At 50.7% G+C, this 17,199-nt stretch carries 32 protein-coding genes and 2 pseudogenes; 31 read left to right on the plus strand and 3 right to left on the minus strand.

The annotated features are described in order from the left end of the window. Positions 1-11: 11 nt before the first annotated feature. The 30 genes and pseudogenes from rplC to arfA all read left to right on the plus strand — a co-directional run. The gene (gene rplC / locus ACE15A_RS01865) at positions 12-641 is read left to right on the plus strand and encodes a 50S ribosomal protein L3 (protein WP_000579838.1); all 630 of its coding nucleotides are present in this window, start codon (positions 12-14) and stop codon (positions 639-641) included. Between the two features lie 10 nt (positions 642-651). After that, the gene (gene rplD, locus ACE15A_RS01870) at positions 652-1,257 is read left to right on the plus strand and encodes a 50S ribosomal protein L4 (protein WP_000424395.1); all 606 of its coding nucleotides are present in this window, start codon (positions 652-654) and stop codon (positions 1,255-1,257) included. Further along, positions 1,254-1,556, plus strand: coding sequence for a 50S ribosomal protein L23 (gene rplW, locus ACE15A_RS01875; RefSeq protein WP_000617546.1), 303 nt, complete (start codon positions 1,254-1,256; stop codon positions 1,554-1,556). The genes rplD and rplW overlap by 4 nt, the downstream gene beginning before the upstream one ends. Before the next feature lie 17 nt (positions 1,557-1,573). After that, positions 1,574-2,395 carry a 50S ribosomal protein L2 gene (gene rplB / locus ACE15A_RS01880; RefSeq protein WP_000301869.1) on the plus strand — a complete coding sequence of 274 codons (822 nt, stop codon included), beginning with the start codon at positions 1,574-1,576 and terminating at the stop codon, positions 2,393-2,395. Between the two features lie 16 nt (positions 2,396-2,411). Beyond that, positions 2,412-2,690 (plus strand): 30S ribosomal protein S19, encoded by a 279-nt coding sequence (gene rpsS / locus ACE15A_RS01885; protein WP_001138115.1) that lies wholly within the window; start codon positions 2,412-2,414, stop codon positions 2,688-2,690. A 14-nt stretch (positions 2,691-2,704) separates the two neighbouring features. Continuing rightward, a complete protein-coding gene (gene rplV / locus ACE15A_RS01890; protein ID WP_000447529.1) occupies positions 2,705-3,037 on the plus strand; it encodes a 50S ribosomal protein L22 in 333 nt (110 codons plus the stop codon). Positions 3,038-3,054: 17 nt separating this feature from the next. Then, the gene (gene rpsC / locus ACE15A_RS01895) at positions 3,055-3,756 is read left to right on the plus strand and encodes a 30S ribosomal protein S3 (protein ID WP_000529945.1); all 702 of its coding nucleotides are present in this window, start codon (positions 3,055-3,057) and stop codon (positions 3,754-3,756) included. 12 nt (positions 3,757-3,768) lie between these two features. After that, entirely contained in the window at positions 3,769-4,179 is a 411-nt protein-coding gene (rplP, locus tag ACE15A_RS01900; protein ID WP_000941208.1) for a 50S ribosomal protein L16, read from the plus strand. Further along, positions 4,179-4,370 (plus strand): 50S ribosomal protein L29, encoded by a 192-nt coding sequence (gene rpmC / locus ACE15A_RS01905; protein ID WP_000644742.1) that lies wholly within the window; start codon positions 4,179-4,181, stop codon positions 4,368-4,370. Before rplP ends, rpmC begins: the two co-directional genes overlap by 1 nt. Then, the gene (rpsQ, locus tag ACE15A_RS01910) at positions 4,370-4,624 is read left to right on the plus strand and encodes a 30S ribosomal protein S17 (RefSeq protein ID WP_000130101.1); all 255 of its coding nucleotides are present in this window, start codon (positions 4,370-4,372) and stop codon (positions 4,622-4,624) included. The genes rpmC and rpsQ overlap by 1 nt, the downstream gene beginning before the upstream one ends. Before the next feature lie 289 nt (positions 4,625-4,913). Then, the gene (gene rplN, locus ACE15A_RS01915) at positions 4,914-5,285 is read left to right on the plus strand and encodes a 50S ribosomal protein L14 (RefSeq protein WP_000613954.1); all 372 of its coding nucleotides are present in this window, start codon (positions 4,914-4,916) and stop codon (positions 5,283-5,285) included. A 10-nt stretch (positions 5,286-5,295) separates the two neighbouring features. Then, positions 5,296-5,610 carry a 50S ribosomal protein L24 gene (rplX, locus tag ACE15A_RS01920; protein WP_000729185.1) on the plus strand — a complete coding sequence of 105 codons (315 nt, stop codon included), beginning with the start codon at positions 5,296-5,298 and terminating at the stop codon, positions 5,608-5,610. Between the two features lie 14 nt (positions 5,611-5,624). Then, the gene (gene rplE / locus ACE15A_RS01925) at positions 5,625-6,164 is read left to right on the plus strand and encodes a 50S ribosomal protein L5 (RefSeq protein WP_001096206.1); all 540 of its coding nucleotides are present in this window, start codon (positions 5,625-5,627) and stop codon (positions 6,162-6,164) included. A 14-nt stretch (positions 6,165-6,178) separates the two neighbouring features. Next, positions 6,179-6,484 (plus strand): 30S ribosomal protein S14, encoded by a 306-nt coding sequence (rpsN, locus tag ACE15A_RS01930; RefSeq protein WP_001118932.1) that lies wholly within the window; start codon positions 6,179-6,181, stop codon positions 6,482-6,484. 33 nt (positions 6,485-6,517) lie between these two features. Then, on the plus strand, positions 6,518-6,910 hold the full coding sequence (rpsH, locus tag ACE15A_RS01935) for a 30S ribosomal protein S8 (protein ID WP_000062611.1): 393 nt from the start codon (positions 6,518-6,520) through the stop codon (positions 6,908-6,910). 12 nt (positions 6,911-6,922) lie between these two features. Then, positions 6,923-7,456: a 50S ribosomal protein L6 gene (gene rplF, locus ACE15A_RS01940; RefSeq protein WP_023246888.1), complete on the plus strand. Its 534-nt coding sequence runs from the start codon at positions 6,923-6,925 to the stop codon at positions 7,454-7,456. Between the two features lie 9 nt (positions 7,457-7,465). Further along, positions 7,466-7,819, plus strand: coding sequence for a 50S ribosomal protein L18 (rplR, locus tag ACE15A_RS01945; protein WP_000358956.1), 354 nt, complete (start codon positions 7,466-7,468; stop codon positions 7,817-7,819). 14 nt (positions 7,820-7,833) lie between these two features. Next, positions 7,834-8,337, plus strand: a complete 504-nt coding sequence (gene rpsE, locus ACE15A_RS01950) for a 30S ribosomal protein S5 (RefSeq protein ID WP_000940121.1) — start codon at positions 7,834-7,836, stop codon at positions 8,335-8,337. Between the two features lie 3 nt (positions 8,338-8,340). Further along, entirely contained in the window at positions 8,341-8,520 is a 180-nt protein-coding gene (gene rpmD / locus ACE15A_RS01955) for a 50S ribosomal protein L30 (RefSeq protein WP_001140434.1), read from the plus strand. A 3-nt stretch (positions 8,521-8,523) separates the two neighbouring features. Further along, positions 8,524-8,958, plus strand: a complete 435-nt coding sequence (gene rplO / locus ACE15A_RS01960) for a 50S ribosomal protein L15 (RefSeq protein ID WP_001238917.1) — start codon at positions 8,524-8,526, stop codon at positions 8,956-8,958. A gap of 7 nt (positions 8,959-8,965) precedes the next feature. After that, complete coding sequence (secY, locus tag ACE15A_RS01965) at positions 8,966-10,297, plus strand: preprotein translocase subunit SecY (RefSeq protein WP_023246887.1); 1,332 nt, start codon at positions 8,966-8,968, stop codon at positions 10,295-10,297. A gap of 31 nt (positions 10,298-10,328) precedes the next feature. After that, positions 10,329-10,445, plus strand: coding sequence for a 50S ribosomal protein L36 (gene rpmJ / locus ACE15A_RS01970; protein WP_000868187.1), 117 nt, complete (start codon positions 10,329-10,331; stop codon positions 10,443-10,445). Between the two features lie 146 nt (positions 10,446-10,591). After that, entirely contained in the window at positions 10,592-10,948 is a 357-nt protein-coding gene (gene rpsM / locus ACE15A_RS01975) for a 30S ribosomal protein S13 (protein ID WP_000090780.1), read from the plus strand. A gap of 16 nt (positions 10,949-10,964) precedes the next feature. Next, positions 10,965-11,354: a 30S ribosomal protein S11 gene (rpsK, locus tag ACE15A_RS01980; RefSeq protein ID WP_001029758.1), complete on the plus strand. Its 390-nt coding sequence runs from the start codon at positions 10,965-10,967 to the stop codon at positions 11,352-11,354. A gap of 33 nt (positions 11,355-11,387) precedes the next feature. Continuing rightward, positions 11,388-12,008 carry a 30S ribosomal protein S4 gene (gene rpsD, locus ACE15A_RS01985; protein ID WP_000135226.1) on the plus strand — a complete coding sequence of 207 codons (621 nt, stop codon included), beginning with the start codon at positions 11,388-11,390 and terminating at the stop codon, positions 12,006-12,008. A gap of 25 nt (positions 12,009-12,033) precedes the next feature. Continuing rightward, positions 12,034-13,023 (plus strand): DNA-directed RNA polymerase subunit alpha, encoded by a 990-nt coding sequence (locus ACE15A_RS01990; RefSeq protein ID WP_001162094.1) that lies wholly within the window; start codon positions 12,034-12,036, stop codon positions 13,021-13,023. A 40-nt stretch (positions 13,024-13,063) separates the two neighbouring features. Further along, positions 13,064-13,450 carry a 50S ribosomal protein L17 gene (gene rplQ, locus ACE15A_RS01995; protein WP_001216372.1) on the plus strand — a complete coding sequence of 129 codons (387 nt, stop codon included), beginning with the start codon at positions 13,064-13,066 and terminating at the stop codon, positions 13,448-13,450. Positions 13,451-13,557: 107 nt separating this feature from the next. Then, positions 13,558-13,926: a DUF1992 domain-containing protein gene (locus tag ACE15A_RS02000; protein ID WP_053510231.1), complete on the plus strand. Its 369-nt coding sequence runs from the start codon at positions 13,558-13,560 to the stop codon at positions 13,924-13,926. Positions 13,927-13,936: 10 nt separating this feature from the next. Further along, complete coding sequence (gene zntR / locus ACE15A_RS02005) at positions 13,937-14,362, plus strand: Zn(2+)-responsive transcriptional regulator (RefSeq protein ID WP_023246885.1); 426 nt, start codon at positions 13,937-13,939, stop codon at positions 14,360-14,362. 57 nt (positions 14,363-14,419) lie between these two features. Then, a pseudogene (gene arfA / locus ACE15A_RS02010) lies at positions 14,420-14,533 on the plus strand (alternative ribosome rescue factor ArfA); the annotation flags it as partial. Between the two features lie 55 nt (positions 14,534-14,588). Here arfA and istB read toward each other — a convergent pair. Beyond that, complete coding sequence (istB, locus tag ACE15A_RS02015; RefSeq protein WP_000544830.1) at positions 14,589-15,386, minus strand: IS21-like element IS21 family helper ATPase IstB; 798 nt, start codon at positions 15,384-15,386, stop codon at positions 14,589-14,591. Next, positions 15,386-16,558, minus strand: coding sequence for an IS21-like element IS21 family transposase (gene istA, locus ACE15A_RS02020; RefSeq protein ID WP_000952373.1), 1,173 nt, complete (start codon positions 16,556-16,558; stop codon positions 15,386-15,388). Before istA ends, istB begins: the two co-directional genes overlap by 1 nt. A 101-nt stretch (positions 16,559-16,659) precedes the next feature. Between istA and ACE15A_RS02025 the strand changes: the two are divergent. After that, positions 16,660-16,824, plus strand: a pseudogene (locus tag ACE15A_RS02025) (alternative ribosome-rescue factor A); the annotation flags it as partial. Here the strand turns inward: ACE15A_RS02025 and mscL are convergent. Next, positions 16,760-17,173 (minus strand): large-conductance mechanosensitive channel protein MscL, encoded by a 414-nt coding sequence (gene mscL / locus ACE15A_RS02030; RefSeq protein WP_129382346.1) that lies wholly within the window; start codon positions 17,171-17,173, stop codon positions 16,760-16,762. The pseudogene ACE15A_RS02025 and the gene mscL sit on opposite strands and share 65 nt — an antisense overlap. Between the last annotated feature and the right edge of the window lie 26 nt (positions 17,174-17,199).

Genomic DNA, 17,199 nt, shown 5'->3' on the forward strand with positions numbered 1-17,199 from the left:
AGGTTGATACAATGATTGGTTTAGTCGGTAAAAAAGTGGGTATGACCCGCATCTTCACTGAAGATGGCGTCTCTATCCCAGTAACCGTAATCGAAGTTGAAGCAAACCGTGTTACTCAGGTTAAAGACCTGGCTAACGATGGCTACCGCGCTGTTCAGGTTACTACGGGTGCTAAAAAAGCTAACCGTGTCACCAAGCCGGAAGCGGGTCACTTTGCTAAAGCTGGCGTAGAAGCTGGCCGTGGTCTGTGGGAATTCCGTCTGGCTGAAGGCGAAGAATACACCGTAGGTCAGAGCATCAGCGTTGAACTGTTTGCTGACGTTAAAAAAGTTGACGTAACCGGTACCTCTAAAGGTAAAGGTTTCGCAGGTACCGTTAAGCGCTGGAACTTCCGTACCCAGGACGCGACTCACGGTAACTCCTTGTCTCACCGCGTTCCGGGTTCTATCGGTCAGAACCAGACTCCGGGCAAAGTGTTCAAAGGCAAGAAAATGGCAGGTCAGATGGGTAATGAGCGCGTAACCGTTCAGAGCCTTGACGTAGTACGCGTTGACGCTGAGCGCAACCTGCTGCTGGTTAAGGGTGGCGTTCCGGGTGCAACCGGTTGCGACCTGATCGTTAAACCAGCTGTGAAGGCGTAAGGGGATAGCAATGGAATTAGTATTGAAAGACGCGCAGAGCGCGCTGACTGTTTCCGAAACTACCTTCGGTCGTGATTTCAACGAAGCGCTGGTTCACCAGGTTGTTGTTGCTTATGCAGCTGGTGCTCGTCAGGGTACTCGTGCTCAGAAGACTCGTGCTGAAGTAACTGGTTCCGGTAAAAAACCGTGGCGCCAGAAAGGCACAGGCCGTGCGCGTTCAGGTTCTATCAAGAGCCCGATCTGGCGTTCTGGTGGCGTGACCTTCGCTGCTCGTCCGCAGGACCACAGTCAAAAAGTTAACAAGAAGATGTACCGCGGCGCGCTGAAAAGCATCCTGTCCGAACTGGTACGTCAGGATCGTCTGATCGTTGTCGAAAAGTTCTCTGTAGAAGCGCCGAAAACTAAGCTGCTGGCACAGAAACTGAAAGACATGGCTCTGGAAGATGTGCTGATCATCACCGGTGAGCTGGACGAGAACCTGTTCCTGGCCGCACGTAACCTGCACAAGGTTGACGTACGCGATGCGACTGGTATCGACCCGGTTAGCCTGATCGCCTTCGACAAAGTCGTAATGACTGCTGATGCTGTTAAGCAAGTTGAGGAGATGCTGGCATGATTCGTGAAGAACGTCTGCTGAAGGTGCTGCGCGCACCGCACGTTTCTGAAAAAGCGTCTACTGCGATGGAAAAAACCAACACCATCGTTCTCAAAGTTGCTAAAGACGCGACCAAAGCAGAAATCAAAGCTGCTGTGCAGAAACTGTTTGAAGTCGAAGTCGAAGTCGTTAACACCCTGGTTGTTAAAGGGAAAGTTAAACGTCACGGACAGCGTATCGGTCGTCGTAGCGACTGGAAAAAAGCTTACGTCACCCTGAAAGAAGGCCAGAATCTGGACTTCGTCGGCGGCGCTGAGTAAGTCGGAGGAGTAATACAATGGCAGTTGTTAAATGTAAACCGACATCTCCGGGTCGTCGCCACGTCGTTAAAGTGGTCAACCCAGAGCTGCACAAGGGCAAACCTTTTGCTCCGCTGGTTGAAAAAAACAGCAAATCCGGTGGTCGTAACAACAATGGCCGTATCACCACTCGTCATATCGGTGGTGGTCACAAACAGGCTTACCGTATTGTTGACTTCAAACGCAACAAAGACGGTATCCCGGCAGTTGTTGAACGTCTTGAGTACGATCCGAACCGTTCCGCGAATATCGCGCTGGTTCTGTACAAAGACGGCGAACGCCGTTACATCCTGGCCCCGAAAGGCCTGAAAGCTGGCGACCAGATTCAGTCTGGCGTTGATGCTGCAATCAAAGCAGGCAACACCCTGCCGATGCGCAATATCCCGGTTGGTTCTACCGTTCATAACGTAGAAATGAAACCAGGTAAAGGCGGTCAGCTGGCGCGTTCCGCTGGTACTTACGTTCAGATCGTTGCTCGCGATGGCGCTTATGTCACCCTGCGTCTGCGTTCTGGTGAAATGCGTAAAGTCGAAGCAGACTGCCGTGCAACCCTGGGCGAAGTTGGCAATGCTGAGCATATGCTGCGCGTTCTGGGTAAAGCAGGTGCTGCACGCTGGCGTGGCGTTCGTCCTACCGTTCGCGGTACTGCGATGAACCCAGTAGATCACCCACATGGTGGTGGTGAAGGTCGTAACTTTGGTAAGCACCCGGTAACTCCGTGGGGCGTTCAGACCAAAGGTAAGAAGACCCGCAGCAACAAGCGTACCGATAAATTCATCGTACGTCGCCGTAGCAAATAATTTTAGAGGATAAGCCATGCCACGTTCTCTCAAGAAAGGTCCTTTTATTGACCTGCACTTGCTGAAGAAGGTAGAGAAAGCGGTGGAAAGCGGAGACAAGAAGCCCCTGCGCACCTGGTCCCGTCGTTCAACGATCTTTCCTAACATGATCGGTTTGACCATCGCTGTCCATAATGGTCGTCAGCACGTTCCGGTATTTGTTTCCGACGAAATGGTCGGTCACAAACTGGGTGAATTCGCACCGACTCGTACTTATCGCGGCCACGCTGCTGATAAAAAAGCGAAGAAGAAATAAGGTAGGAGGAAGAGATGGAAACTATCGCTAAACATCGCCATGCTCGTTCTTCTGCTCAGAAGGTTCGCCTTGTTGCTGACCTGATTCGCGGTAAGAAAGTGTCGCAGGCTCTGGATATTCTGACCTACACCAATAAGAAAGCGGCTGTACTGGTCAAGAAAGTTCTGGAATCTGCCATTGCTAACGCTGAACACAACGATGGCGCTGACATTGACGATCTGAAAGTTACGAAAATTTTCGTAGACGAAGGCCCGAGCATGAAGCGCATTATGCCGCGTGCAAAAGGTCGTGCAGATCGCATCCTGAAGCGCACCAGCCACATCACTGTGGTTGTGTCCGATCGCTGAGACTCTGGAGACTAGCAATGGGTCAGAAAGTACATCCTAATGGTATTCGCCTGGGTATTGTAAAACCATGGAACTCTACCTGGTTTGCGAACACCAAAGAATTCGCTGACAACCTGGACAGCGATTTTAAAGTACGTCAGTACCTGACAAAGGAACTGGCTAAAGCGTCTGTATCTCGTATCGTTATCGAGCGTCCGGCTAAGAGCATCCGTGTGACCATTCACACCGCTCGTCCGGGTATCGTTATCGGTAAAAAAGGTGAAGACGTAGAGAAACTGCGTAAGGTCGTAGCGGATATCGCTGGCGTTCCTGCACAGATCAATATCGCCGAAGTTCGTAAACCTGAACTGGACGCTAAACTGGTTGCTGACAGCATCACTTCTCAGCTGGAACGTCGCGTTATGTTCCGTCGTGCGATGAAGCGTGCTGTACAGAACGCTATGCGTCTGGGCGCTAAAGGTATCAAAGTTGAAGTTAGCGGCCGTCTGGGCGGCGCGGAAATCGCACGTACCGAATGGTACCGCGAAGGTCGCGTACCGCTGCACACTCTGCGTGCTGACATCGACTACAACACCTCTGAAGCGCACACCACTTACGGTGTAATCGGCGTTAAAGTGTGGATCTTCAAAGGCGAGATCCTGGGTGGTATGGCTGCTGTTGAACAACCGGAAAAACCGGCTGCTCAACCGAAAAAGCAGCAGCGTAAAGGCCGTAAATAAGGAGCGTCGCTGATGTTACAACCAAAGCGTACAAAATTCCGTAAAATGCACAAAGGCCGCAACCGTGGTCTGGCTGCTGGCGCGGATGTTAGCTTCGGCAGCTTCGGCCTGAAAGCTGTTGGCCGTGGTCGTCTGACTGCCCGTCAGATCGAAGCAGCACGTCGTGCTATGACCCGTGCAGTTAAGCGTCAAGGTAAGATCTGGATCCGTGTATTCCCGGACAAACCGATCACTGAAAAGCCGCTGGCAGTGCGTATGGGTAAAGGTAAAGGTAACGTGGAGTATTGGGTTGCCTTGATTCAGCCGGGTAAAGTCCTGTATGAAATGGACGGCGTACCGGAAGAGCTGGCCCGTGAAGCATTCAAGCTGGCAGCAGCGAAACTGCCGATTAAAACCACCTTTGTAACTAAGACGGTGATGTAATGAAAGCAAAAGAGCTGCGTGAGAAGAGCGTTGAAGAGCTGAACACCGAGCTACTGAACCTGCTGCGTGAGCAGTTCAACCTGCGTATGCAGGCTGCAAGTGGCCAGCTGCAACAGTCTCACCTGTTGAAGCAAGTGCGTCGTGATGTCGCACGCGTTAAGACTTTACTGACTGAGAAGGCGGGTGCGTAATGACCGATAAAATCCGTACTCTGCAAGGTCGCGTGGTTAGCGACAAAATGGAGAAATCCATTGTTGTTGCTATCGAACGTTTTGTGAAACACCCGATCTACGGTAAATTCATCAAGCGTACGACCAAAATGCACGTACATGACGAGAACAACGAATGTGGTATCGGCGACGTGGTTGAAATCCGCGAATGCCGTCCGCTGTCCAAGACTAAATCCTGGACTCTGGTTCGCGTTGTAGAGAAAGCGGTTCTGTAATACAGTACCGATACACTAAGCAATTCGAGTCGCAGAAAGGCGGCAAGAGAGCGAATCCCAGGAGCGTACATTAGTACGTGACTGGAGTGAGTGAACGCGGCCAACGCATCTGCAACTTGAAGTACGACGTGTATATTCTCGATACGAATAAACGGCTCACCGATGGGCCGTTTATTTTTTCTACCCATATCTGATTTGCGGTGTTATAATGCCGCGCCCTCGATATGGGGTTTTTTTAACGACCTGATTTTCGGGTCTCAGTAGTAGTTGACATTAGCGGAGCACTAAAATGATCCAAGAACAGACTATGCTGAACGTCGCCGACAACTCCGGTGCACGTCGCGTAATGTGTATCAAGGTTCTGGGTGGCTCGCACCGTCGCTACGCAGGCGTAGGCGACATCATTAAGATCACCATCAAAGAAGCGATTCCGCGTGGTAAGGTCAAAAAAGGTGATGTGCTGAAGGCGGTAGTGGTGCGCACCAAGAAGGGTGTTCGTCGCCCGGACGGTTCTGTCATTCGCTTCGATGGTAATGCATGCGTTATTTTAAACAATAACAGCGAGCAGCCTATCGGTACGCGTATTTTTGGGCCGGTAACTCGTGAACTTCGTAACGAGAAGTTCATGAAAATTATCTCTCTGGCACCAGAAGTACTCTAAGGAGCGAATCATGGCAGCGAAAATCCGTCGTGATGACGAAGTTATCGTGTTAACCGGTAAAGATAAAGGTAAGCGCGGTAAAGTTAAGAATGTCCTGTCTTCCGGCAAGGTCATTGTTGAAGGTATCAACCTGGTTAAGAAACACCAGAAGCCGGTTCCGGCTCTGAACCAACCAGGCGGCATCGTTGAAAAAGAAGCTGCAATTCAGGTTTCTAACGTTGCAATCTTCAATGCGGCAACCGGCAAGGCTGACCGTGTAGGCTTTAGATTCGAAGACGGCAAAAAAGTCCGTTTCTTCAAGTCTAACAGCGAAACTATCAAGTAATTTGGAGTAGTACGATGGCGAAACTGCATGATTACTACAAAGACGAAGTAGTTAACAAACTCATGACTGAGTTTAACTACAATTCTGTCATGCAAGTCCCTCGGGTCGAGAAGATCACCCTGAACATGGGTGTTGGTGAAGCGATCGCTGACAAGAAACTGCTGGATAACGCAGCAGCAGACCTGACAGCAATCTCCGGTCAAAAGCCGTTGATCACCAAAGCACGCAAATCTGTTGCAGGCTTCAAAATCCGTCAGGGCTATCCGATCGGCTGTAAAGTAACTCTGCGTGGCGAACGCATGTGGGAGTTCTTTGAGCGCCTGATCACTATTGCTGTTCCTCGTATCCGTGACTTCCGTGGCTTGTCCGCTAAGTCATTCGACGGTCGTGGTAACTACAGCATGGGTGTCCGTGAGCAGATCATCTTCCCAGAAATCGACTACGATAAAGTCGACCGCGTTCGTGGTTTGGATATTACCATTACCACTACTGCGAAATCTGACGAAGAAGGCCGTGCTCTGCTGGCTGCCTTTGACTTCCCGTTCCGCAAGTAAGGTAGGGTTACTAAATGGCTAAGCAATCAATGAAAGCACGCGAAGTAAAACGCGTAGCTTTAGCTGATAAATACTTCGCGAAACGCGCTGAACTGAAAGCGATCATCTCTGATGTGAACGCAACCGACGAAGATCGTTGGAATGCGGTTCTTAAGCTGCAGACTCTGCCGCGTGATTCCAGCCCGTCACGTCAGCGTAACCGCTGCCGTCAAACTGGTCGTCCGCACGCTTTCCTGCGGAAGTTCGGGTTGAGCCGTATTAAGGTCCGTGAAGCCGCTATGCGCGGTGAAATTCCGGGTCTGAAAAAGGCTAGCTGGTAATTGTCACCAATTGAATCACGGGAGTAAAGACAGATGAGCATGCAAGATCCGATCGCGGATATGCTGACCCGTATCCGTAACGGTCAGGCCGCGAACAAAGCTGCGGTCACCATGCCTTCCTCCAAGCTGAAAGTGGCAATTGCCAACGTGCTGAAGGAAGAAGGTTTTATTGAAGATTTTAAAGTTGAAGGCGACACCAAGCCGGAACTGGAACTGACACTTAAGTATTTCCAGGGTAAAGCTGTTGTAGAAAGCATTCAGCGTGTCAGCCGCCCAGGCCTGCGCATCTACAAACGTAAAGATGAGCTGCCGAAAGTTATGGCCGGTCTGGGTATCGCGGTTGTTTCTACCTCTAAAGGTGTTATGACTGATCGTGCAGCGCGCCAGGCTGGTCTTGGTGGCGAAATTATCTGCTACGTAGCCTAATCGGAGGAAAAAATGTCTCGTGTTGCTAAAGCACCGGTCGTTGTTCCTGCCGGCGTTGATGTCAAAATCAACGGTCAGGTTATTACGATCAAAGGTAAAAACGGCGAGCTGACTCGTACTCTCAACGATGCTGTTGAAGTTAAACATGCAGATAATGCACTGACCTTCGGTCCGCGTGATGGTTACGCAGACGGTTGGGCACAGGCTGGTACCGCGCGTGCCCTGCTGAACTCAATGGTTATCGGTGTTACCGAAGGCTTCACTAAGAAGCTGCAGCTGGTTGGTGTAGGTTATCGTGCAGCGGTTAAAGGGAATGTAGTAAACCTGTCTTTAGGTTTCTCTCACCCGGTTGATCATCAGCTGCCGGCAGGTATTACTGCTGAATGTCCGACTCAAACTGAAATCGTGCTGAAAGGCGCTGATAAGCAGATGATCGGCCAGGTTGCAGCAGATCTGCGCGCCTACCGTCGTCCTGAGCCTTATAAAGGCAAGGGTGTTCGTTACGCCGACGAAGTCGTGCGTACCAAAGAGGCTAAGAAGAAGTAAGGTAACACTATGGATAAGAAATCTGCTCGTATCCGTCGTGCGACCCGCGCACGCCGCAAGCTCAAAGAGCTGGGCGCAACTCGCCTGGTGGTACATCGTACCCCGCGTCATATTTACGCACAGGTAATTGCACCGAACGGTTCTGAAGTTCTGGTAGCTGCTTCTACTGTAGAAAAAGCTATCGCTGAACAACTGAAGTACACCGGTAACAAAGACGCGGCTGCAGCTGTGGGTAAAGCTGTCGCTGAACGCGCTCTGGAAAAAGGCATCAAAGATGTGTCCTTTGACCGTTCCGGGTTCCAATATCATGGTCGTGTCCAGGCACTGGCAGATGCTGCCCGTGAAGCTGGCCTTCAGTTCTAAGGTAGAGGTGTAAGATGGCTCACATCGAAAAACAAGCTGGCGAACTGCAGGAAAAGCTGATCGCGGTAAACCGCGTATCTAAAACCGTTAAAGGTGGTCGTATTTTCTCCTTCACAGCTCTGACTGTAGTGGGTGATGGTAACGGTCGCGTTGGTTTTGGTTACGGTAAAGCGCGTGAAGTTCCAGCAGCGATCCAGAAAGCGATGGAAAAAGCCCGTCGCAATATGATTAACGTCGCGCTGAACAACGGCACCCTGCAACACCCGGTTAAAGGTGTTCACACGGGGTCTCGTGTATTCATGCAGCCAGCTTCCGAAGGTACCGGTATCATCGCCGGTGGTGCAATGCGCGCCGTTCTGGAAGTTGCTGGGGTTCATAACGTTCTGGCTAAAGCATACGGTTCCACTAACCCGATCAACGTGGTTCGTGCAACTATTGATGGCCTGGAAAATATGAATTCTCCAGAAATGGTCGCTGCCAAGCGTGGTAAATCCGTTGAAGAAATTCTGGGGAAATAAACCATGGCAAAGACTATTAAAATTACTCAAACCCGCAGTGCAATCGGTCGTCTGCCGAAACACAAGGCAACGCTGCTTGGCCTGGGTCTGCGTCGTATTGGCCACACCGTAGAGCGCGAGGATACTCCTGCTGTTCGTGGTATGGTCAACGCGGTTTCCTTCATGGTTAAAGTTGAGGAGTAAGAGATGCGTTTAAATACTCTGTCTCCGGCCGAAGGCTCCAAAAAGGCGGGTAAACGCCTGGGTCGTGGTATCGGTTCTGGCCTCGGTAAAACCGGTGGTCGTGGTCACAAAGGTCAGAAGTCTCGTTCTGGCGGTGGCGTACGTCGCGGTTTCGAGGGTGGTCAGATGCCTCTGTACCGTCGTCTGCCGAAATTCGGCTTCACTTCTCGCAAAGCAGCGATTACAGCCGAAGTTCGTCTGTCTGACCTGGCGAAAGTAGAAGGCGGCGTTGTAGACCTGAACACGCTGAAAGCGGCAAACATTATCGGTATCCAGATCGAGTTCGCGAAAGTGATCCTGGCTGGCGAAGTCACTACTCCGGTAACTGTTCGTGGCCTGCGTGTTACTAAAGGCGCTCGTGCTGCTATCGAAGCTGCTGGCGGTAAAATCGAGGAATAAGTAGCAGATGGCTAAACAACCGGGATTAGATTTTCAAAGTGCCAAAGGTGGCTTAGGCGAGCTGAAACGCAGACTGCTGTTTGTTATCGGCGCGCTGATTGTGTTCCGTATTGGCTCTTTTATTCCGATCCCTGGTATTGATGCCGCTGTACTTGCCAAACTGCTTGAGCAACAGCGAGGCACCATCATTGAAATGTTTAACATGTTCTCTGGTGGTGCTCTCAGCCGTGCTTCTATCTTTGCTCTGGGGATCATGCCGTATATTTCGGCATCGATCATTATCCAGCTACTGACGGTGGTTCACCCAACGTTAGCGGAAATTAAGAAAGAAGGGGAGTCTGGTCGTCGTAAGATCAGCCAGTACACCCGCTACGGTACTCTGGTGCTGGCGATATTCCAGTCGATCGGTATTGCTACCGGTCTACCGAATATGCCTGGTATGCAGGGCCTGGTGATGAATCCAGGCGCTGCATTCTATTTCACCGCTGTTGTAAGTCTGGTTACAGGAACTATGTTCCTGATGTGGCTCGGCGAACAGATTACTGAACGTGGTATCGGTAACGGTATCTCAATCATCATCTTCGCTGGTATCGTTGCGGGACTCCCGCCAGCCATTGCCCATACTATCGAGCAAGCGCGTCAAGGCGACCTGCACTTCCTCGTGTTGCTGTTGGTTGCAGTATTAGTATTTGCAGTGACGTTCTTTGTAGTCTTCGTTGAACGTGGTCAACGCCGCATTGTGGTAAACTACGCCAAACGTCAGCAAGGTCGTCGTGTCTATGCTGCACAGAGCACACATTTACCGCTGAAAGTGAATATGGCGGGGGTAATCCCGGCAATCTTCGCTTCCAGTATTATTCTGTTCCCAGCGACCATTGCGTCATGGTTCGGGGGCGGTACTGGTTGGAACTGGCTGACAACAATTTCGCTGTATTTGCAGCCTGGGCAACCGCTTTATGTGTTACTCTATGCGTCTGCAATCATCTTCTTCTGTTTCTTCTACACGGCGTTGGTTTTCAACCCGCGTGAAACAGCAGATAACCTGAAGAAGTCCGGTGCATTTGTACCAGGAATTCGTCCGGGAGAGCAAACGGCGAAGTATATCGATAAAGTAATGACCCGCCTGACCCTGGTTGGTGCACTGTACATTACCTTTATCTGCCTGATCCCGGAGTTCATGCGTGATGCAATGAAAGTGCCGTTCTACTTCGGTGGGACCTCACTGCTTATCGTTGTTGTCGTGATTATGGACTTTATGGCTCAAGTGCAAACTCTGATGATGTCCAGTCAGTATGAGTCTGCATTGAAGAAGGCGAACCTGAAAGGCTACGGCCGTTAATTGGTCGCCTGAGAAGTTACGGAGAGTAAAAATGAAAGTTCGTGCTTCCGTCAAGAAATTATGCCGTAACTGCAAAATCGTTAAGCGTGATGGCGTCATCCGTGTGATTTGCAGTGCCGAGCCGAAGCATAAACAGCGCCAAGGCTGATTTTTTCGCATATTTTTCTTGCAAAGTTGGGTTGAGCTGGCTAGATTAGCCAGCCAATCTTTTGTATGTCTGTACGTTTCCATTTGAGTATCCTGAAAACGGGCTTTTCAGCATGGTACGTACATATTAAATAGTAGGAGTGCATAGTGGCCCGTATAGCAGGCATTAACATTCCTGATCAGAAACACGCCGTGATCGCATTAACTTCGATCTACGGTGTCGGCAAGACCCGTTCTAAAGCCATCCTGGCTGCAGCGGGTATCGCTGAAAATGTTAAGATCAGTGAGCTGTCTGAAGAACAAATCGACACGCTGCGTGACGAAGTTGCCAAATTTGTCGTTGAAGGTGATCTGCGCCGTGAAATCAGCATGAGCATCAAGCGCCTGATGGATCTTGGTTGCTATCGCGGTTTGCGTCATCGTCGTGGTCTCCCGGTTCGCGGTCAGCGTACCAAGACCAACGCTCGTACCCGTAAGGGTCCGCGCAAACCGATCAAGAAATAATCGGGGTGATTGAATAATGGCAAAGGCACCAGTTCGCGCACGTAAACGTGTAAGAAAACAAGTCTCTGACGGCGTGGCTCATATCCATGCTTCTTTCAACAACACCATCGTGACTATTACCGATCGTCAGGGTAATGCGCTGGGTTGGGCAACAGCCGGTGGTTCCGGTTTCCGTGGTTCTCGCAAATCCACTCCGTTTGCAGCTCAGGTTGCAGCAGAGCGTTGCGCTGACGCCGTGAAAGAATACGGCATCAAGAATCTGGAAGTTATGGTTAAAGGTCCGGGTCCAGGCCGCGAATCTACGATTCGTGCACTGAACGCCGCTGGTTTCCGCATCACTAATATTACTGATGTGACTCCGATCCCTCATAACGGTTGTCGTCCGCCGAAAAAACGTCGCGTATAACGCTTCGTTTTCCAGGTTAGTTGGAGAAAGAAAATGGCAAGATATTTGGGTCCTAAGCTCAAGCTGAGCCGTCGTGAGGGCACCGACTTATTCCTTAAGTCTGGCGTTCGCGCGATCGATACCAAGTGTAAAATTGAACAAGCTCCTGGCCAGCACGGTGCGCGTAAGCCGCGTCTGTCTGACTATGGTGTGCAGTTGCGTGAAAAGCAAAAAGTTCGCCGCATTTACGGTGTGCTGGAGCGTCAGTTCCGTAACTACTACAAAGAAGCAGCACGTCTGAAAGGCAACACCGGTGAAAACCTGTTGGCTCTGCTGGAAGGTCGTCTGGACAACGTTGTATACCGTATGGGCTTCGGTGCCACTCGTGCAGAAGCACGTCAGCTGGTTAGCCATAAAGCAATTATGGTAAACGGTCGTGTTGTTAACATCGCTTCTTATCAGGTTAGTCCGAATGACGTTGTTAGCATTCGTGAGAAAGCGAAGAAGCAGTCTCGCGTGAAAGCCGCTCTGGAGCTGGCTGAGCAGCGTGAAAAGCCAACCTGGCTGGAAGTTGATGCTGGCAAGATGGAAGGTACGTACAAGCGTAAGCCTGAGCGTTCTGATCTGTCTGCGGACATTAACGAACACCTGATCGTCGAGCTTTACTCCAAGTAAAGCTTAGTACCAAAGAGAGGACACAATGCAGGGTTCTGTGACAGAGTTTCTAAAACCGCGCCTGGTAGATATCGAGCAAGTGAGTTCGACGCACGCCAAGGTGACCCTTGAGCCTTTAGAGCGTGGCTTCGGCCATACTCTGGGTAACGCACTGCGCCGTATTCTGCTCTCATCGATGCCGGGTTGCGCGGTGACCGAGGTTGAGATTGATGGTGTACTACATGAGTACAGCACCAAAGAAGGCGTTCAGGAAGACATCCTGGAAATCCTGCTCAACCTGAAAGGGCTGGCGGTGAGAGTTCAGGGTAAAGATGAAGTTATTCTTACCTTGAATAAATCTGGCATTGGCCCTGTGACTGCAGCCGATATCACCCATGATGGGGATGTCGAAATCGTCAAGCCGCAGCACGTGATCTGCCACCTGACCGATGAAAACGCGTCTATTAGTATGCGTATCAAAGTTCAGCGCGGTCGTGGTTATGTGCCGGCTTCTACCCGAATTCATTCGGAAGAAGATGAGCGCCCAATCGGCCGTCTGCTGGTCGACGCCTGCTACAGCCCTGTAGAGCGTATTGCCTACAATGTTGAAGCAGCGCGTGTAGAACAGCGTACCGACCTGGACAAGCTGGTCATCGAAATGGAAACCAACGGCACAATCGATCCTGAAGAGGCGATTCGTCGTGCGGCAACCATCCTGGCTGAACAACTGGAAGCTTTCGTTGATTTACGTGATGTACGTCAGCCGGAAGTGAAAGAAGAGAAACCAGAATTCGATCCGATCCTGCTGCGCCCTGTTGACGATCTGGAATTGACTGTCCGCTCTGCTAACTGCCTCAAGGCAGAAGCTATCCACTATATCGGTGATCTGGTACAGCGTACCGAGGTTGAGCTTCTTAAGACGCCTAACCTGGGTAAAAAATCTCTTACCGAGATTAAAGACGTGCTGGCTTCCCGTGGACTGTCTCTGGGTATGCGCCTGGAAAACTGGCCACCGGCAAGCATCGCTGACGAGTAACCGGATCACAGGTTAAGGTTTTACTGAGAAGGATAAGGTCATGCGCCATCGTAAGAGTGGTCGTCAACTGAACCGCAACAGCAGCCATCGCCAGGCTATGTTCCGCAATATGGCAGGTTCACTGGTTCGTCATGAAATCATCAAGACGACCCTGCCTAAAGCGAAAGAGCTGCGTCGCGTAGTTGAGCCGCTGATTACTCTTGCCAAGACTGATAGCGTTGCTAATCGTCGTCTGGCATTCGCCCGTACTCGTGATAACGAGATCGTGGCAAAACTGTTTAACGAGCTGGGCCCGCGTTTCGCGAGCCGCGCCGGTGGTTACACTCGCATTCTGAAGTGTGGCTTCCGTGCAGGCGACAATGCGCCGATGGCATACATCGAGCTGGTTGATCGCTCTGAATCGAAAGCAGAAGCTGCTGCAGAGTAATCTGTAGTAACGTAAAAAGACCCGCTTCGGCGGGTTTTTTTATACCCGCCCGATCCCCACATATCTACAATACTTGTATTCTTTTTGTTCAACCCATGGAGTGTCGTATGTGGTTACTTGACCAGTGGGCAGAGCGTCATATTATCGAGGCACAGCGTAAAGGCGAGTTTGATAATCTGCCTGGCCGCGGCGAACCGCTTATTCTGGATGATGATTCTCATGTGCCGGCGGAACTTCGTGCGGGTTATCGCTTACTCAAGTATGCGGGCTGTCTTCCTCCTGAACTGGAGCAGCGCAGAGATGCTATTCAGTTACTTGATATCCTCAACAGTATCCGGGAAGATGACCCTCGATACCATCAGGTAAGTCGCCAGCTCTCACTGCTTGAACTAAAACTTCGACAGGCTGGGTTGAGTACCGACTTTTTACATGGTGAGTATGCAGAAAAACTGTTGCATAAAATCAACGATAATTAACGGAGCTTGTATGTATCGCATTGGTGAGCTGGCAAAGCTGGCAGAAGTAACGCCTGATACCATTCGCTACTATGAAAAACAGCAGATGATGGATCATGAGGTACGTACTGAAGGCGGGTTTCGTCTATATACGGAAAACGATCTTCAGCGTCTCAAGTTTATTCGTCATGCGCGGCAGTTGGGTTTCACGCTTGAGTCGATCCGCGAACTTTTATCGATCCGAATTGATCCTGAGCATCATACCTGCCAGGAGTCAAAAAGCATTGTGCAAGATCGATTGCAGGAGGTTGAAGCCAGGATTGCGGAGCTGGAAACGATGCGGCGTTCGTTACAAAGGCTTAATGATGCTTGTTGCGGAACGGCGCATAGTAGCGTCTATTGTTCCATTCTGGAAGCCCTGGAGCAGGGGGCCAGTGGAGTGAAATCAGGATGTTGATTTATTGAACCGGCGGGACTACACTCGCGCCGTTAATTTATACAAACGGGAGATATTATGAGTCGCTATCAACATAAGAAAGGGCAGATAAAGGATAACGCCATCGAGGCATTGTTACACGATCCCCTTTTCAGGCAACGCGTTGAAAAAAATAAGAAAGGTAAGGTGTCAACGCCACGATGTTTGACCGTTATTTGCCATTTTCATGCCCGCTAAGATACTTTCGTTACTGATGCTGTCCGCTTTTCACCATTTCATCATCACTGATTGGCGTTGTGTTTTTGGTCAGCACTCCAGCTTTACGTTTCTCTTTTAACCGGTAACTCTCTCCTTTGATATTCAGCGTGGTTGAGTGATGTAGCAACCGATCCAGTATCGCTGTTGCCAGCACGTGATCTCCGAACATTTCTCCCCAGTCTGCGAACCCTTTGTTTGACGTCAGTATGATGCTCGCTTTTTCATATCGACGGTTCAGTAGCCGGAAGAACAGGCTGGCTTCCTCTCTGTTCATCGGCAGATAGCCTATTTCATCCAGGATCAACACCCGGGCATAACTCAGTTGCTGCAGCTGACGCTCCAGACGGTTTTCCTGTTTCGCTTTCATCAGTGTCGCGATCAGTCTGTCCAGTGGCATAAACAGTACCCGATGTCCCGCATCCACCGCTTTCACGCCAAGAGCTATGGCCAGATGAGTTTTTCCGACACCAGGAGGTCCCAGCAGGATCACGTTTTCGCTGCGCTCCACGAACGCCAGACCAGCCAGTTCCCGGACAACCTTACGGTCGATGCCCGGCTGGAAGGTAAAGTCGAACTGCTCCAGCGTTTTGACCCACGGCAGACGAGCCTGCTTCAGCCTGGACTCCATACCGCGCTGATGCCTGCCGTTCCATTCCTGCTGTAGCGCCATGCACAGGAACTCCCGGTAGTTCAGCTCTTTTTTAGCTGCCTGTTCCAGCAGGCTTTCAACGTGATAACTCAGATGCTCCATTTTCAGGCGACTCAGCAGGACTTCCAGCTCATGCATCACAACAGCTCCTCATAGGCACTCAGTGGTCGATGTTCCACCTGACTGACCTGCTGCCAGAGCGGGGCGTGATGCTCCGGCACTGTCTGCCAGCCAGACGATGCCGAACAGAGGCGATGTGAGGCCACCAGTTTCTCATTACTGTAGATCCGCAACTCGTCATCCAGCGATATTCGTATCGATACCGGCTGACCACACAGCGCTTCGGGAACGCTGTAACGATTACCACCAACCTCGATATAGCTGTCCCAGGACACATGGCGGATATCGAAGTAACTGGTATCGAAGTCCGTATCCGGTAACGGCTGCAGATGTTCCTGCTCCAGCGCGAAGCGCTGTTCCGGCGTTTCTTTGAACTGGCGAAGTTCCCGTTTGTCAGCCACATCGGCTATCCATTGCTCCAGTTGTTGATTAACATGAGTGAAGCTGTCGAACCTGCGGTACCGGACGAAGAAGTTCTCCTTGAGGTATTTCACCATTCGCTCAACCTTACCTTTTGTTCTGGCCCTGCGTGGACGGCATGCCCGTGGCAGGAAGTTATAGTGGTCGGCCAGCAACAGGAATCCGGAGTTGAACACGACTTTCCCGTTGTTATTCTTCAGCACCGCAGCCTTCTGGTTATCAACCAGCACCGTTTTCACACAACCACCGAAGTAGCGGAAGGCGCGAACCAGTGATTCGTAGGTATGCTCAGCATCCTGTTTTGGTGCTGCGAAGACATGGAAGCGGCGGGAGAACCCCAGCGTATTAACCGCAAAGTTAACTTTGCACCGTTGCCCGGCAACCTCCACCTCAACTTCGCCCCAGTCGTGCTGGAGCTGGTATCCAGGCTGAGTTTCGAAGCGAACTGTTCTTTTTGACGGACGCATTTTACGTTTGGGCTGGATGTAGTAACGCAGCATGGAACGTCCGCCCGTATAACCCATTGCCTTAATCTCCGCGAAGATAACCTCACTATTCCAGACATTCTCTGCCAGGCGCATGTCGATGTAATCCATAAACGGTTTCAGCTTAACCATTTTGTGGCGGGTCTTTCTGGCTGGCGGTTCAGGGTATTTGAGGTAGCGTCTGACCGTCCGTTCAGAGCAACCAATCTGAGTCGCAATATCGACAATGTACGCGCCCTGCTGGCGCATTTGCTTTATCATGTAAAAGTCCTCTCTGCTCAGCATGTTGATGTCCTTTCTGGTGTGAGAACCTTAAGGAAACAACATGTTGGGTGGAGCGGACAATCCAAATGGTGAATTACCGTTTTATATCACTGGCGCTGACAAAGGGAAGCTATTTGCGTAAAGGTAAACACGGTAATCGAGGGAACTGGGAGGCCAGTGGCAAGAAAGTCAGTGACTTTTTTACCACTGGCCTTCTGCTTATTAAGAACGGTTACTTTGTTCTTTCAGCAGATCGCGGATTTCGCCCAATAACACTTCCTCTTTAGAAGGCGCTGGCGGGGCTGTCGGCTCTTCTGCTTTTTTACGGTTGAGTCTGTTGATAAGCTTAATGGCAACAAAAATAGCAAACGCCACAATCACAAAATCAAATACGTTCTGGATAAACACGCCGTAATGCATGACGACCGCCGGGATATCTCCCTGCGCTTCGCGTAGCGTAAAAGCAAATTGTTTAAAGTCGATCCCGCCAATTAATAACCCCAACGGCGGCATAATGATATCGGCAACCAGTGAAGAAACAATCTTCCCGAATGCCGAGCCAATAATGACACCCACTGCCAAATCCACAACATTCCCGCGCATCGCGAATTCGCGAAATTCTTTAATAAAACTCATTTTTATTCTCCCTATGCAGATGACGT

Source organism: Salmonella sp. HY31 (assembly GCF_042604575.1).
GTDB lineage: Bacteria > Pseudomonadota > Gammaproteobacteria > Enterobacterales > Enterobacteriaceae > Salmonella > Salmonella diarizonae.

Bases quoted from the DNA above. Each gene is read 5' to 3' on its own strand.
- rplX (WP_000729185.1), top strand. From the start codon at position 5,296: ATGGCAGCGAAAATCCGTCGTGATGACGAAGTTATCGTGTTAACCGGT.
- rpsQ (WP_000130101.1), top strand. From the start codon at position 4,370: ATGACCGATAAAATCCGTACTCTGCAAGGTCGCGTGGTTAGCGACAAA.
- rplW (WP_000617546.1), top strand. From the start codon at position 1,254: ATGATTCGTGAAGAACGTCTGCTGAAGGTGCTGCGCGCACCGCACGTT.
- istB (WP_000544830.1), bottom strand. From the start codon at position 15,386: ATGCATGAGCTGGAAGTCCTGCTGAGTCGCCTGAAAATGGAGCATCTG.
- rpsH (WP_000062611.1), top strand. From the start codon at position 6,518: ATGAGCATGCAAGATCCGATCGCGGATATGCTGACCCGTATCCGTAAC.
- ACE15A_RS01990 (WP_001162094.1), top strand. From the start codon at position 12,034: ATGCAGGGTTCTGTGACAGAGTTTCTAAAACCGCGCCTGGTAGATATC.
- rplO (WP_001238917.1), top strand. From the start codon at position 8,524: ATGCGTTTAAATACTCTGTCTCCGGCCGAAGGCTCCAAAAAGGCGGGT.
- rplR (WP_000358956.1), top strand. From the start codon at position 7,466: ATGGATAAGAAATCTGCTCGTATCCGTCGTGCGACCCGCGCACGCCGC.
- rpsE (WP_000940121.1), top strand. From the start codon at position 7,834: ATGGCTCACATCGAAAAACAAGCTGGCGAACTGCAGGAAAAGCTGATC.
- rpmJ (WP_000868187.1), top strand. From the start codon at position 10,329: ATGAAAGTTCGTGCTTCCGTCAAGAAATTATGCCGTAACTGCAAAATC.
- rplD (WP_000424395.1), top strand. From the start codon at position 652: ATGGAATTAGTATTGAAAGACGCGCAGAGCGCGCTGACTGTTTCCGAA.
- rplQ (WP_001216372.1), top strand. From the start codon at position 13,064: ATGCGCCATCGTAAGAGTGGTCGTCAACTGAACCGCAACAGCAGCCAT.
- mscL (WP_129382346.1), bottom strand. From the start codon at position 17,173: ATGAGTTTTATTAAAGAATTTCGCGAATTCGCGATGCGCGGGAATGTT.
- secY (WP_023246887.1), top strand. From the start codon at position 8,966: ATGGCTAAACAACCGGGATTAGATTTTCAAAGTGCCAAAGGTGGCTTA.
- rpsK (WP_001029758.1), top strand. From the start codon at position 10,965: ATGGCAAAGGCACCAGTTCGCGCACGTAAACGTGTAAGAAAACAAGTC.
- rplB (WP_000301869.1), top strand. From the start codon at position 1,574: ATGGCAGTTGTTAAATGTAAACCGACATCTCCGGGTCGTCGCCACGTC.
- rpmC (WP_000644742.1), top strand. From the start codon at position 4,179: ATGAAAGCAAAAGAGCTGCGTGAGAAGAGCGTTGAAGAGCTGAACACC.
- rplC (WP_000579838.1), top strand. From the start codon at position 12: ATGATTGGTTTAGTCGGTAAAAAAGTGGGTATGACCCGCATCTTCACT.
- rplN (WP_000613954.1), top strand. From the start codon at position 4,914: ATGATCCAAGAACAGACTATGCTGAACGTCGCCGACAACTCCGGTGCA.
- rpmD (WP_001140434.1), top strand. From the start codon at position 8,341: ATGGCAAAGACTATTAAAATTACTCAAACCCGCAGTGCAATCGGTCGT.
- rpsN (WP_001118932.1), top strand. From the start codon at position 6,179: ATGGCTAAGCAATCAATGAAAGCACGCGAAGTAAAACGCGTAGCTTTA.
- rplP (WP_000941208.1), top strand. From the start codon at position 3,769: ATGTTACAACCAAAGCGTACAAAATTCCGTAAAATGCACAAAGGCCGC.
- rpsS (WP_001138115.1), top strand. From the start codon at position 2,412: ATGCCACGTTCTCTCAAGAAAGGTCCTTTTATTGACCTGCACTTGCTG.
- zntR (WP_023246885.1), top strand. From the start codon at position 13,937: ATGTATCGCATTGGTGAGCTGGCAAAGCTGGCAGAAGTAACGCCTGAT.
- rplV (WP_000447529.1), top strand. From the start codon at position 2,705: ATGGAAACTATCGCTAAACATCGCCATGCTCGTTCTTCTGCTCAGAAG.
- rplE (WP_001096206.1), top strand. From the start codon at position 5,625: ATGGCGAAACTGCATGATTACTACAAAGACGAAGTAGTTAACAAACTC.
- rpsC (WP_000529945.1), top strand. From the start codon at position 3,055: ATGGGTCAGAAAGTACATCCTAATGGTATTCGCCTGGGTATTGTAAAA.
- rplF (WP_023246888.1), top strand. From the start codon at position 6,923: ATGTCTCGTGTTGCTAAAGCACCGGTCGTTGTTCCTGCCGGCGTTGAT.
- istA (WP_000952373.1), bottom strand. From the start codon at position 16,558: ATGCTGAGCAGAGAGGACTTTTACATGATAAAGCAAATGCGCCAGCAG.
- ACE15A_RS02000 (WP_053510231.1), top strand. From the start codon at position 13,558: ATGTGGTTACTTGACCAGTGGGCAGAGCGTCATATTATCGAGGCACAG.
- rpsD (WP_000135226.1), top strand. From the start codon at position 11,388: ATGGCAAGATATTTGGGTCCTAAGCTCAAGCTGAGCCGTCGTGAGGGC.